This is a genomic window from Bradyrhizobium sp. (assembly GCF_049798375.1).
In the GTDB taxonomy this organism is placed as follows: Bacteria; Pseudomonadota; Alphaproteobacteria; order Rhizobiales; family Xanthobacteraceae; genus Bradyrhizobium.
In genome coordinates this window covers 1-12,444 of record NZ_JBARGP010000569.1, presented here as the reverse complement: position 1 = coordinate 12,444, position 12,444 = coordinate 1, and the positions used below count along the sequence as shown (strand labels likewise).

Sequence of the window (12,444 nt, the reverse complement as noted above, 5' to 3'; positions counted from 1 at the left end):
TGCGCCAGAGAAAATCGTGATCGAGCTCCTTGGTGCTCGGCTGCTTGAATGGAGTGACCTCGCAGCCCTGCGGATTGACGCCGTCGAACACGCTCTTGATGGCGCTGTCCTTGCCCGAGGCGTCCATACCCTGAAAGATCAGCAGCAGCGACCAGCGGTCCTGAGCATAGAGCTTCTCCTGGAAATCAGCCAGCCGTGTGCGGTTCGCTTGCAGGATTTCCTCGCCCTCGTCCTTGTCGAGGCCGCCCTTGGCGTGGGTCTTGTGCGCCTTGAGATGGAATTTTTCCGTGCCGTCGACACGGAATGGCGAGATGAAGGGATCGAGCTCGGCCGCAAGCGGCCGCGCGTGCTTCTTGCTCATTGCGAACCGTCTTGTCGTGCCTGTACCTCGCCGTCGAACTGCGCCTCGAGAAACGCCGTCACGAACAGCGGCATCGCGGATGTCAGCTCCGCTCTGTTGCGAACCAATCTGATCGCGGAAAGTTCCGCCTCCTCCTGGCGCGCCAGATTGGCCTCGATCCGGCGCTTGAGCTCATCGCCCGATGCGTCCACGTCGAGAATCTGCATCATCGCGATCGAGGTCGCGGTGACGACGCAGTCCCAATGCGTCCTCGGCCGATAGTCGCCGGGTGCGAGACCGGTCTCCTCTTCGACCTCGCGCGCGATGCTCGCGCCGACATCGAGCAGGCCATCGCTGACATCGTCCGGATCGGGCGTGCCGGCCGGGAAGTAGATGCGGCCGGCATTCGCGGTGTGGTTGCCCATCACCCCGAGCACGAAGGCGCCGTCGACTGATCGCAGCGCGCCCATGCCGAAGCCGTTGAAGATGGTGGTGTCGGGATAGCCCCAGTCGCGCCAAGCAAGCAGACCGGCGAAATCGGTCTCGAAATAGTGGGCGCCGAGATGCCCGCCTGCGAAGCGTGCATCGCGTCCGAGCAGGATGCGGCCGTTCCACAGCGCGGGCTTCTCGCGCTGCTTCTCGGCAAAATGCGCATCGATCGCATCGCGCCGTTGCGCGGCGAAGGGCCACGTCCACGGCTCGACCTTGAGGTCGAGCGTAGCGACGCGATGAATCACAGCATTCTTAGCTGTCACTTCGTATTCGCGCCCGTGGTGCCCTTGGCCTGATCGACGAACTTGTTGGTATAGGTCTTGGTGACGTCGATATTGGCCTTGGCCACGTCGGGAGAGCCGGTGCTGAACACCGCAAGCACGGCCTCGGCGCCCTTCGGGTCCATCTTGCCGGTTTGCGAGAACATCGGGATCGTGTTCTTCAGCGCGGCCAGATAGAGCGCCTTGTCCTTCCCGACCATCTCGGGAGGCATCTTCGCCATCACCTCCTCGGGCGTGTGCGAATGGATCCAGGCGAGCGTCGCAAGGATGGCGTCGGTCAGCGCCTGCGCTTCCTTCTGATGCGACGCCACCCAGGCCGAGGTCGCATACAGCGCGCCGCCGGGATATTCGCCGCCGAACACATCGAGCGTATCCTTCTGCGTACGGGTGTCGCTCAGGATCTTGAGATCGGAATGGCTGCCCTGCAGCACCGTCACCGAGGGATCTAGCATCACGGCGGCATCGATCTGCCCTTGCTCCATGGCGGCGACCGCGGTGGCGCCGAGGCCGACGCCGATCACGGCCGTGCTGGTCGGGTCGACGCCGTTCTTCTTCAGCAGATATTTCAGGAAGAAATCGGTCGAGGAGCCGGGCGCGCTGACGCCGACCTTCTTGCCGGCGAGATCCTTGATCGAATTGATCTCCTTGGTGTGGCCGGGCGCCACCACCAGCACCAGGCCGGGATAGCGGTCGTAGACCACGAACGCCTGCAGCTCCTGGTGTCTGGCCGCGAGATTGACGCAATGGTCGAAATAGCCGGAGACGACATCGGCGCTGCCGCCGAGCACCGCCTTCAGCGCATCGGAGCCTCCCTTGAGGTCGACGAGATCGACATCGAGCCCCGCCTTGTCGTATTCGCCGAGCTGCTTGGCCAACACCGTCGGCAGATAGCACAGGCAGGAGCCGCCGCCGACCGCGACCGTGAGCTTGGTCGCGGCTGATGCGACGCCGGTGGTGAGGGTGAGAGCGAGCAGCGTTCCCGCCAGCCTGCCAATGATCTTGTTCATCGTTTCCTCCGTTTGATGGCGCGCAAGATAGTGCAGCCGGCCGGCCTTGAGAAGGTGGCCTGGGAAACCGCGTTGACCCATAGCCACCGGCTGCAGTGTTACGCTAGATGCCTGTGGCGCCTGTCATCGCAGCGCGCCGAACGCGGCGTATGGGTCCCGGCTCAAGGACCGGGACGACAGCGCGTTGTGAGGCGACAGTTTCGGCGAACTCAGCGTTCTTGAGTCGCATCCGGCCGCCAGACCAGCAGCCGTCGCTCGACCAGGGTGACGCCGATGTCGATCAGCACCACGAAGATCGACAGCACGAACATGCCGGCGAACACGCCGGCGACGTCGAACACGCCCTCCGCCTGCTGGATCAGATAGCCGAGGCCGGCGGCCGAGCCGAGATATTCGCCGACGACGGCACCGACCACGGCAAAGCCGACCGAGGTGTGCAGCGACGAGAACATCCACGACAGCGCCGACGGCCAGTAGACATGCCGCATCAATTGCCGCTCGCTCATGCCGAGCATGCGGCCGTTGTCGCGCACCACAGTCGAGACTTCCTTGACGCCCTGATAGACGTTGAAGAAGACGATGAAGAACACCAGCGTCACGCCGAGCGCGACCTTGGACCAGATGCCGAGACCCAGCCACAGCGTGAAGATCGGCGCCAGCACCACGCGCGGCAGCGCGTTGGCCATCTTAACGTAAGGGTCGAACACGGCCGCCACCAGCGGCTTGCGCGCGAACCAGAAGCCGACCAGCACGCCACCGAGCGAGCCGATCACGAAAGCGAGGATCGATTCCCACAGCGTGATGGCGAGATGCTTCCAGATCACGCCGGTCGCGAACCAGGCGATCACCTGGGTGAAAACGTCGACTGGGTTGGAGAAGAAGAACGGCGGCAGCAGGATGTGGCCAAACACCTTCACGGTGGAGAACAGTTGCCACAGCACGATGACGACGATGGCGACGAGCAGTTGCAGCGCGAGCAAGCCAAGACGCGACATCACTGGACCTCGGCAAGCTTCGAGGACTGCGCATAGCCCTTCGTGACCTCGGCCTTGAGCACGTGCCAGATCTCGCGATGCAGCGCGTGGAACTCCTGGCCCAGCCGCACCTCGAAGATGTCGCGCGGGCGTGCGAGTTCGACGCGCCAGTCGCCGATGATGCGCGCGGCAGGTCCGGCCGACATGATGACGACGCGGTCGGCGAGCGCGATCGCCTCCTCCAGGTCGTGGGTGACGAACAGCACCGCCTTGCGGTCGGCGCTCCAGAGATCGAGCAGCAGATTGCCCATGATCTGCCGCGTCTGCGCATCCAGCGGACCGAACGGCTCGTCCATCAGGATGATGCGGGGATTGCGGATCAACACCTGCGCCAGGCCGACGCGCTTGCGCTGGCCGCCTGAGAGCATGTGCGGATAGCGGTTGCCGAAGGAGCCGAGACCCACCTGCTCCAGCCAGGCTTGCGCGCGGGCTAACGCCTCGGCGCGCGGCGTGCCCGCGATCTCGAGCCCGATCGCGACATTGTCCAGTGCGGTCTTCCAGGGAAACAGCGCATCGGCCTGAAATAGGTAGCCGGAGTCCTTGTTCAGCCCGGCAAGCCGCCGATCGAAGATCCGCACCTCGCCGGCGGCCGGCTTCAGCAGCCCGGCGGCAATGTTGAGCAAGGTCGACTTGCCGCAGCCGGTCGGCCCGACAATGGCGACGAACTCGCCATCGGCGACCGTCAGATCCGCCTTGTCCACTGCGGTATAGATGCCTCCGCCGGCAAGGCGGAACGCCACGGTCGTCCCTGCCAGCGCGACCGCCGCGGTCGTTGCCTTGGTCACTTCGCGTTCTCCCCATTGCGGCCAACGGCTTAGCCGCTTGCGCGGAGAAGTTCAACGAAGCCGCATGACGTGCTAGGTAAGCCAAAACGCCCTGCTCATCCTCGCCTTGAGGGTGAAAACAAAACCTGAAGTCGAAGGACGCATGCCGGACACGCCGCTGATTGCCTATGCCCACATACGCAAGAGCTTCATCGGCGTGGCCGCGGTCGACGACGTGTCTCTCGCCGTCGCTTCAGGCGAATTCCTCGCCATCGTCGGCGGCTCGGGCTCCGGCAAGACGACGCTGCTGCGGCTGACCAGCCGACTGATCGAGGCAGATTCCGGCACCATCACCATCGACGGCGAGGATATCGCCCGCCTCGATCCAGTCGGCCTGCGCCGCCGTATGGGCTATGTGTTCCAGAGCGGCGGCCTGTTTCCGCATATGAGCGTCGCGGCCAATATCGGCATCACGCCGTCGCTGCTCGGCACGCCGGCCCCCGAGATCGCGGCCCGCGTCGATGAGCTGCTCGACCTCGTCCGGCTCGACCGCAAACAATATCGCGACCGCCTGCCGCATGAGCTGTCCGGCGGCCAGCGCCAGCGCATCAGCGTGGCGCGTGCGCTCGCCGCGCGGCCGCGCATCGTGCTGATGGACGAGCCGTTCGGCGCGCTCGACCCGCTGACGCGCGATGCGCTCGGCGATGATTATCGCGCTTTGCACAGGAAGCTCGGACTGACCACGATCATGATCACCCACGACATGACGGAGGCCCTTTTGCTCGCCGACCGCGTCGCGGTGATGCGGTCGGGCCGGCTGCTCAGCGTCGGCACGCCGGCGGAGCTTGCCACAAGCGATGAGCCCTACGTCAAGCAGCTGCTGCAGACGCCACGGCGGCAGACCGAACGGCTGAAGGCGCTGCTGCCGGAAGGCGGTATTGCATGAGCTGGCTCGCCGATCCCCGCGTCAATGAAGCCTGGTCGCATCTGCCTGATTATCTCGGCAGCCATCTGCGCGTCAGCATCGCCGCGCTGGCGCTCGGGCTTGCGGTCAGCCTGCCGTTGGCGCTGATCGCGCGCAACCGGCCGCTGCTACGCTCCGTGCTGCTGGGATTAGCGAGCGTGGTGCAGACCGTGCCGGGACTGGCGCTGCTGGCGCTGTTCTATCCGCTGCTGCTGGTGCTGGCAGCGCTGACCTTGCGCTGGTTCGGCGTCAGTTTCTCCGCCTTCGGCTTCCTGCCCGCCGTGCTGGCGCTCGCGCTGTATTCGATGCTGCCGGTGCTGCGCAACACCATCACCGGCCTCAACGGCATCGATCCGGATCTGGTCGAGGCCGCGCAGGGCGTCGGCATGACCGGGCGGCAATCGCTCACCATGGTGGAGCTGCCCTTGGCGCTGCCGGTGATCATGGCCGGCGTCCGTACCGCCGCCGTCTGGGTGATCGGCACCGCGACCTTGTCGACGCCGATCGGCCAGACCTCGCTCGGCAACTACATCTTCGCGGGACTGCAGACCCAGAACTGGGTGCTGGTCGTGTTCGGCTGCGTGGCGGCTGCCGTGCTGGCGCTTGCGGTCGACCAGTTGCTGGCGCTGATCGAGCAAGGCCTGCGCACGCGCAGCCGGCTGCGTAGCGCGCTCGGCGGCGCCGGCATCGCGCTGATGGTCGCAGCCAGCCTGATCCCGGCGTTTGCGATCTCATCGGCGCGCTATGTGGTCGGCGCCAAGACCTTCACCGAGCAATATATCCTGTCCGCGCTGCTTTCCGACCGGCTGCAGGCATCCGGGCTGTCGGCTACGTCACGTTCAGGCCTCGGGTCCAGCGTGATCTATGAGGCGCTGTGCAACGGCGACATCGACCTCTATGTCGACTATTCCGGCACGTTGTGGGTGAACCAGTTTCACCACAGCGAGATGCTGCCGCGCGAGCAATTACTCGACGCGCTCAAGAAGGATCTCGCCGCTGATAAAGTGACGCTGCTCGGCGGCCTCGGCTTCGAGAACGCCTATGCGCTGGTGATGCCGCGCAAGAAGGCCGAAGCGCTGCACATCCGCTCGGTCGACGATCTCGCCAGCCATACCTCCGGCATGACCATCGCCGGCGACTACGAGTTCTTCTCGCGGCCGGAATGGGCGTCCTTGCAAAAAGCTTATGGCCTCTCGTTCAAGGCGCAGCGCCAAATGCAGCCGGATTTCATGTATGCGGCGGTCGCCTCCGGCGAGGTCGACGTGATCGCGGGCTATACCAGCGACGGGCTGATCGCCAAATACGACCTCGTCGTGCTCGACGACAACAGGCACGCGATCCCGCCCTATGATGCGATCCTGCTGCTATCGCCGAAACGCGCGGGCGATCAGGCGCTACAGACTGCGCTGAAGCCGCTGCTCGGCAGTATCGATTTGAAAACGATGCAGCAGGCGAATTTGCGCGCCTCCGGCGGCGATGCGGAGTCCTCGCCCCCGGCGGTGGCGCGCTGGCTGTGGGACAAGATCGCGCCCGCGAAGTAGGACCGAAATCGCAGCGCAGGCGTGTCGTCCCGACGGCGCGCACGATCATCTCGTCTCATCGCCGCCGAGCAGCCCGTCACGCACGAGGCGGACCGCGCCGCGGTCCCAGGAATAGTTGGCGCCCATGCGGAGCCCGCTATCGCCGGAAGCAATGCGGGCGCCTGTCCGGACGTCGCGGACCTGGAAGCTGATGGTGTATTCCATACGGCTGATCCGCCTGACGACAGCGGTAAGCGACTGATCCGCACCGAGCTCCCGGGCGCGCCGCAGGTCGCAGTCGTCGCAACCGTCCTTCGGCTGTGCCGTCATTTCGGCCTTCATTTCGACCAGGCGGTAACGACCGGACTGGCTGAGAAGCTGACGAACCGCCTCGGTCGCGTCACGCAATCCCTTGACATCGGTCTCTGTGTCGCCGACCGCCCCGGCTCCGGCGCTGGTGTCCTCCAGCGCGAAGGGAAGCAGCGCAAGCCGGACTGATGCCGGCACCGGCGGCGCGGCCGCCACATCGCGCAGCTCGCGGGATATGAAGATTTCGGCGCGTTGCCACGCCTCGTCGTCGTCACCGCGGAACGTGTAGATCTTCTCGAACATGACGCGGTTGGATGCGACGTCGACCACAGCGGCACGCGCCCACTGCACCAGCGTGCTGGTTTTCTGGATTCCTCCGAGCACCACGAGTTGGGCTCCGGCTTCGGTCGCGACATGACGCAGCGCATCGGTCGACGTTGCGTCGGCAAGGCACGCCGGCGCGCAGGACGGCTCGACCAGGCGGAGGCGCTGATCCGCCGCAAGCTCGCTGCGGAGCGCGGCCATGAAGGCCTGCAGTCGCCGCTGATGCGCAGCACTCTGGTCAACCGGCTCACCCGAGGTGTCGAGATAGCTGAAGTCCGCGACCATCACAGCCGGAACAGCGGCGGAAGGCGGCGCCGACCGGACTGGGCCGAATCCCGCGGCGAGAACCAGAACGGCGATCGCGAGACACCAGGGCGAGAGTAATCTGCGGGCCATGAGAACTCCTTCTGAGTTGTGTGCGTGAGCGAGGCGTGACGGATCGGAACGCTAGGATCGCGGTGCAAAACCCGAAACGGAGAGCATCCCGACCGGCACCGGGAAAATTTCACGACGCGAGGTCTGCCCCACTCGCAAAGCTTTTCGCGGCGGCGGTTCTGCCGTTAAATGCAACGCGACATGCGCTAACGCCCGACGCGCGAGGCCTCGACCGATGTGGACCTTCGCCAACTGCGATCTCAAATACCGCCTGACCCTGCGGATTTCAGCCGTATCAGTGATCTGCTTTGCGGTGATCTCTGCGGTCGTGCTGTGGGATATCGATCGGTCCGTTCGCACCGAGCTGGATGACATCGCCGATATCAGCGCCCGGACGCTGCAGTTGCAGCTCAACAAGACGCATTGGATCAACAATCCGCCTTCGACCTTTCCCGACCTCGACAGCATCGCCTCGTCGGTGATGAGGCCGGGCCTGTGCATCGCCTACCGCGCCGGTAACGGCCAAATGATTCAGCAGTTCTGTAGCGGAGCGCGGACGCAAGGCACGCCGCCCCCGCTTGCGTTTGCCGTCTTGCATCGCACGCTCTTCGATCCCGGGCGGGAGGCCGCGAAAGCTGTGCTGCTCGGCGACAGGCCGATGGGCGCGGCGGTGGCCTGGGTCGATCCGTCGGTCGTGACGGCGGAGACATGGCGCGAGCTGAGCCGCCTGCTGCCGGTGCTGGCAGGCGCGCTCGTGCTGCTCTGCGTGCTGGCCTATGCGGCATTGGCGCGGGCGCTACGGCCGACGCGGCTGATCCGTGCCGGGCTCGAGCGGATCGCCGCCAACGACCTGACGGCACGGCTGCCGCCGTTCGATCTCGCCGAGCTCACGGCGATCCGTGACGCCTTCAACCAGCTTGCCGAGAATCTGGCCGAAGCCATCGCGGAACGCAACGCGCTGACGCGGCGGTTGATCGCGCTGCAGGACGACGAACGTCGCCATCTTGCCCGCGAGTTGCACGACGAGTTCGGCCAATCCCTCGCCGCCATCCGCGCGCTGGCCTCCGCAGCCGGCCACAGCGCGGCCGAGAGCTGCCCCGAGCTCGCATCCGAATGCGACAGCATCGGGCGAACCGCGGCCGACATGATGACCACGCTGCGCGGCGCACTGTTCAGGCTGCGTCCGCCCGATATCGATGAACTTGGACTGGCGGCAAGCCTCGAAGGCCTGGTCTCGGGTTGGAGCCGCCGGCAATGTGGTCGAACGCATTTCGCGATCAGGCTGTCGGGAGCCATCGACAGCCTGCCGGACTCGATTGGCCTCAATCTCTACCGCATTGCGCAGGAGGCCTTGACCAATGCGGCACGGCACGCCGATGCCAAGCAGGTGCTGTTGCAATTGACTGTGCGTGACGCGAACGAGGCCGACCCTGCGCAGGCCGCCACGACGATCGAGCTCACCATCGAGGATGATGGCGCTGCCGGCGATCAGGTCGGCAAGCCCGGGATGGGACTGCTCGGCATCCGCGAACGCGTTGCATCGCTGGGCGGACGGCTGACTTTCGAGACCCGGCCGTGCGGCGGCGCGCGCCTGCATGTCGTCATTCCCCTGGCCGCAAATAGCAGCCTGCTGCTGCCAGAGCGGCGCCCGCTTGCGGAATGCGCGGCGTGAGCTGCCCCAGCGGGAGGATCATGCTGGTCGACGACCATGCCGTGGTGCGCGAAGGCTACCGATCGTTTCTGCAGAAGCAGCAGGGATTGCAGGTCGTCGCCGAAGCATCCGACGGCGCGGAAGCCTACCGGCTGTTCAAGGCTGCGAAGCCGGATCTCGTCATCATGGATGTGACGATGCCCGGCATTGGCGGCATCGAGGCGATCCGCCGCATCCGGCAATGGGACCGCGAGGCTAGGATCCTGGTGTTCACCATGCATGAGAATGCCGGCTTTGCCGTGCAGGCCATTCGCGCCGGCGCCAGGGGCTATGTCACCAAGAGCAGCCCGCCGGACGTGCTGGTGCAGGCCGTGCGTGACGTCCTCGCCGGGCGCATGGCGGTCAGCCCGGACATGTCGCATGAGCTCGCGCTCGGCCGGCTCGCCGGCGAGATCGTGGCAGCCGACGTCCTCACCGCACGCGAGTTCGAGGTGCTGCAGATGCTGCTGGCGGAGCGGCGCGCCGACGAGATTGCCGAGGCGCTTCACCTCAGCCCGAAGACGGTCGCCAATCTCCATTCGATCATCAAGGACAAGCTCGGCGTCGGATCGGATATCGAGCTGGTCAGGCTCGCGCTGCGCCAGGGCCTGCTGTCGCAGCCTTTGCCGCCGGGCTGAGGGTCAGGCCCGCGCCGCATCGTGATGCCGGGCACACGGGCGCGACATCCGCAACTGCGTCCCGGCGTTCGCCAAGATGACGGCGGCGGTAGGACCAACATTGTAGGCCGCGTGAGCGAAGCGATACGCGGAAGTCACACGCATATCATCAGCTAAACTTACAAGATTGACTTTTCAGTTTTCCTGCCTTAACCGGACGATATGAACCAGCAATCGTCCCGGAAAACCGCCTTGGCCGACGCCGATCTCCTCGCCGGCGAGCTGCGGGCGTTGGCTGGCAAGTTGAAGCGGCGGCTGCGCGAGCAGGCCGATGTCGGCGACCTGACGCCGTCGCAACGGTCGGTGCTGCTGCGGCTGGAAAAGGACGGACCGGCCACGGCCTCGACGCTTGCGCGAATGGAAAGCATGCGGCCGCAATCGATGGGGCCAATCATCGCGGCGCTCGAAAGCGCAGGCCTGGTCCGCGGCTCCCCTCACCCGACCGACGGCCGACAGACCATCCTGTCGATGACAGATGCCTGCCGGACCTGGCTCGCTGAAGGACGCGCGGCACGGCAGGACTGGCTGTCGCGCACCATCACCGCGCGGCTGTCGCCGGCCGAACAGCAGCAGCTCGCATCGGCGATCACGCTGCTCAGGCGGCTGGTCGACGATTGAAACATCGTGCCGCGATTTAAGGAGATCATCGATGGCTCTCACCCAGCTCGATTCGAACACCGCGCTCATCATTGTCGACCTGCAGAAAGGCATCCTCGGCGCCCGCTTCCTGCATACGATCGACGAAGTCGTGACACGCGCCCGCGCGCTTGCAGACAAATTCAGAGCGCTTGGACTACCGGTCGTCCTGGTCAACGTCACCGGCACTGCGCCGGGACGGACCGAACAGCCGCCGCGCCAGGCCGCGCCGGCCCCGGCCGGCTGGACCGATTTCATTCCCGAACTGAACCAGCAGCCGGACGACATCGTCGTCACCAAGCGGACCTGGGGCGCGTTCGCGAACACCCATCTCGAAGCACAGTTGAGAGCCCGTCGCGTGACGCAAGTGGTGGTCGCCGGCGTCGCCACCGGCACCGGCGTCGAATCGACCGCGCGCCAGGCCTATGAGCAGGGCTTCAACGTCACGCTCGCGGTCGACGCCATGACCGACCTCCGGCCTGAGGCGCATCGCTACAGCATCGCCAACGTCTTTCCGCGGCTCGGCGAGACCGGCACGTCCGCTGAAATCATCGATCTGCTCGGCAACAGGAGCGCCTGACATGAACTGGCTTGATCTCGCGTGCTACTTTTTCGGCGGTGCCTTCCTCGCCAACGCCATTCCGCACGCCGTCGCCGGGCTGATGGGCCAGCCCTTCCAGACACCGTTCGCAAAGCCACCTGGAAAAGGCCTGTCGTCTTCGACCGTGAACGTGCTGTGGGGCTTCTTCAACATCGTCGTCGGCTATCTGCTGGTCGTCCGCGTCGGTGATTTCGGACTGAGAGTGACCAGCGACGTCATCGCGCTCGGCCTTGGCGCGCTCGCGATCAGCCTGATGCTGGCGCGGCATTTCGGCGCGCTCCATGGCGGCAATTTGCAGGAGCGATCGTGACGACCAAAGCGCCGGGCATGTTCCGGTCGCTGCGCAGCTTCAACTATCGGGTCTGGGCGGCCGGCGCCTTCGTCTCCAATATCGGCACCTGGATGCAGCGCACCGCCCAGACCTGGCTGGTGCTGATGCAACTCACGCAGCACAACGCCTCTGCCGTCGGTCTGGTGATGGCGCTGCAATACGGACCGCAGCTCCTGCTCTTGCCCCTGACCGGCTACGTGGCCGATCACTTCAACCAGCGGCGGCTGCTGATCATGACGCAGGCGACGATGGGCGCGTTCGCGCTGATCCTCGGCGTGCTGACCGTGACCGGCGTGGTCGAGCTGTGGCAGGTCGACGCCTTCGCCTTTCTGTTCGGCTGCGCGGCCGCGTTCGATGCGCCGGTACGCCAGACCTTCGTCGCCGAGTTGGTCGGCGACAACGACCTGCCGAACGCGATCGCGCTGAACTCGACGTCGTTCAACAGCGCCCGGATGATCGGCCCCGCGATCGCAGGCGTGGTGATCGCCGCCTTCGGCACCGGCTGGGCGTTCCTGATCAACGGCGCGTCGTTTGCTGCGGTGCTGATGTCGCTGACCTTACTGCGCACCGCCGACCTGCGTCCGAACGCGCGGGCCAATCGCGTCAAGGGCGATTTCCTCGGCAGCGTCACCGGCGGCTTCCGCTACGTGTGGTCGCGCCCCGATCTGAAGGCCGTCCTGATCATGCTGGCGCTGATCGGCACCTTCGGACTGAACTTCCAGATCTTCGTCTCGACCATGGCCATCAAGGTGTTTCAGAGCGACGCGCGCGGCTACGGCCTGTTGTCCTCGGTCATGGCCATCGGCACCGTTGCCGGCGCGTTGTTCAATGCCACCCAGCACCGGCCGCGATTCGGCGCCCTGCGGGCCGGCGCCGCCCTGTTCGGGATCGGCTGCACGCTGGCGGCGCTGGCGCCGACCATCTGGTTGTTCGGTGCCGCGCTCGCAGTGGTCGGCGTCGCCGCGCTGATGTTCACCAACACCACCAACAGCCTGATGCAACTCGCCACCGAGCCCGCCATGCGCGGCCGTGTCATGGCGCTGCGGGTCGGCGTCGCGCTCGGCGGCACGCCGATCGGCGCACCGATCGTCGGCTGGGT

The 12,444-nt window shown here is 65.7% G+C and carries 13 protein-coding genes and 1 pseudogene; 8 read left to right on the top strand and 6 right to left on the bottom strand.

Annotated features, from left to right (window positions below; genetic code table 11):
- The 5 genes and pseudogenes from WA702_RS22870 to WA702_RS22850 all read right to left on the bottom strand — a co-directional run.
- Positions 1-361, bottom strand: a pseudogene (locus tag WA702_RS22870) (polyphosphate kinase 2 family protein); the annotation flags it as partial.
- A complete protein-coding gene (locus tag WA702_RS22865) occupies positions 358-1,095 on the bottom strand; it encodes an NUDIX hydrolase (RefSeq protein WP_425112834.1) in 738 nt (245 codons plus the stop codon). The gene WA702_RS22865 and the pseudogene WA702_RS22870, both read right to left, overlap by 4 nt.
- Positions 1,092-2,120, bottom strand: coding sequence for an ABC transporter substrate-binding protein (locus WA702_RS22860; RefSeq protein ID WP_425112833.1), 1,029 nt, complete (start codon positions 2,118-2,120; stop codon positions 1,092-1,094). The genes WA702_RS22865 and WA702_RS22860 overlap by 4 nt, the downstream gene beginning before the upstream one ends.
- Positions 2,121-2,329: 209 nt before the next feature.
- Complete coding sequence (locus tag WA702_RS22855) at positions 2,330-3,115, bottom strand: ABC transporter permease (protein ID WP_425112832.1); 786 nt, start codon at positions 3,113-3,115, stop codon at positions 2,330-2,332.
- Entirely contained in the window at positions 3,115-3,939 is an 825-nt protein-coding gene (locus WA702_RS22850; protein WP_425112831.1) for an ABC transporter ATP-binding protein, read from the bottom strand. Before WA702_RS22850 ends, WA702_RS22855 begins: the two co-directional genes overlap by 1 nt.
- A 142-nt stretch (positions 3,940-4,081) precedes the next feature.
- On the opposite strand from WA702_RS22850, the gene WA702_RS22845 reads away from it, so the two are divergent.
- Both WA702_RS22845 and WA702_RS22840 read left to right on the top strand, forming a co-directional pair.
- Positions 4,082-4,864 carry an ATP-binding cassette domain-containing protein gene (locus WA702_RS22845; RefSeq protein WP_425112830.1) on the top strand — a complete coding sequence of 261 codons (783 nt, stop codon included), beginning with the start codon at positions 4,082-4,084 and terminating at the stop codon, positions 4,862-4,864.
- On the top strand, positions 4,861-6,423 hold the full coding sequence (locus WA702_RS22840; protein WP_425112829.1) for an ABC transporter permease/substrate-binding protein: 1,563 nt from the start codon (positions 4,861-4,863) through the stop codon (positions 6,421-6,423). Before WA702_RS22845 ends, WA702_RS22840 begins: the two co-directional genes overlap by 4 nt.
- 45 nt (positions 6,424-6,468) lie before the next feature.
- Here the strand turns inward: WA702_RS22840 and WA702_RS22835 are convergent, their stop codons facing one another.
- A complete protein-coding gene (locus WA702_RS22835) occupies positions 6,469-7,431 on the bottom strand; it encodes a DUF2380 domain-containing protein (RefSeq protein WP_425112828.1) in 963 nt (320 codons plus the stop codon).
- A gap of 214 nt (positions 7,432-7,645) precedes the next feature.
- Here WA702_RS22835 and WA702_RS22830 point away from each other — a divergent pair, with 214 nt between their 5' ends.
- The 6 genes from WA702_RS22830 to WA702_RS22805 form a co-directional block, all read left to right on the top strand.
- The gene (locus WA702_RS22830) at positions 7,646-9,082 is read left to right on the top strand and encodes a HAMP domain-containing sensor histidine kinase (RefSeq protein WP_425112827.1); all 1,437 of its coding nucleotides are present in this window, start codon (positions 7,646-7,648) and stop codon (positions 9,080-9,082) included.
- A 20-nt stretch (positions 9,083-9,102) separates the two neighbouring features.
- On the top strand, positions 9,103-9,738 hold the full coding sequence (locus tag WA702_RS22825) for a response regulator (protein WP_425112826.1): 636 nt from the start codon (positions 9,103-9,105) through the stop codon (positions 9,736-9,738).
- A gap of 231 nt (positions 9,739-9,969) precedes the next feature.
- Entirely contained in the window at positions 9,970-10,395 is a 426-nt protein-coding gene (locus WA702_RS22820) for a MarR family winged helix-turn-helix transcriptional regulator (RefSeq protein ID WP_425112825.1), read from the top strand.
- A gap of 31 nt (positions 10,396-10,426) precedes the next feature.
- Positions 10,427-10,993 (top strand): isochorismatase family protein, encoded by a 567-nt coding sequence (locus WA702_RS22815; RefSeq protein ID WP_425112824.1) that lies wholly within the window; start codon positions 10,427-10,429, stop codon positions 10,991-10,993.
- 1 nt (position 10,994) lies between these two features.
- Positions 10,995-11,324 (top strand): hypothetical protein, encoded by a 330-nt coding sequence (locus tag WA702_RS22810; RefSeq protein WP_425112823.1) that lies wholly within the window; start codon positions 10,995-10,997, stop codon positions 11,322-11,324.
- A partial coding sequence (locus tag WA702_RS22805; protein ID WP_425112822.1) for an MFS transporter occupies positions 11,321-12,444 on the top strand: 1,124 nt, incomplete at its 3' end. The genes WA702_RS22810 and WA702_RS22805, both read left to right, overlap by 4 nt.

Coding starts and splice junctions, on each gene's coding strand:
- WA702_RS22810 (WP_425112823.1), top strand. CDS start 10,995: ATGAACTGGCTTGATCTCGCGTGCTACTTTTTCGGCGGTGCCTTCCTC.
- WA702_RS22855 (WP_425112832.1), bottom strand. CDS start 3,115: ATGTCGCGTCTTGGCTTGCTCGCGCTGCAACTGCTCGTCGCCATCGTC.
- WA702_RS22825 (WP_425112826.1), top strand. CDS start 9,103: ATGCTGGTCGACGACCATGCCGTGGTGCGCGAAGGCTACCGATCGTTT.
- WA702_RS22835 (WP_425112828.1), bottom strand. CDS start 7,431: ATGGCCCGCAGATTACTCTCGCCCTGGTGTCTCGCGATCGCCGTTCTG.
- WA702_RS22845 (WP_425112830.1), top strand. CDS start 4,082: ATGCCGGACACGCCGCTGATTGCCTATGCCCACATACGCAAGAGCTTC.
- WA702_RS22815 (WP_425112824.1), top strand. CDS start 10,427: ATGGCTCTCACCCAGCTCGATTCGAACACCGCGCTCATCATTGTCGAC.
- WA702_RS22860 (WP_425112833.1), bottom strand. CDS start 2,120: ATGAACAAGATCATTGGCAGGCTGGCGGGAACGCTGCTCGCTCTCACC.
- WA702_RS22830 (WP_425112827.1), top strand. CDS start 7,646: ATGTGGACCTTCGCCAACTGCGATCTCAAATACCGCCTGACCCTGCGG.
- WA702_RS22840 (WP_425112829.1), top strand. CDS start 4,861: ATGAGCTGGCTCGCCGATCCCCGCGTCAATGAAGCCTGGTCGCATCTG.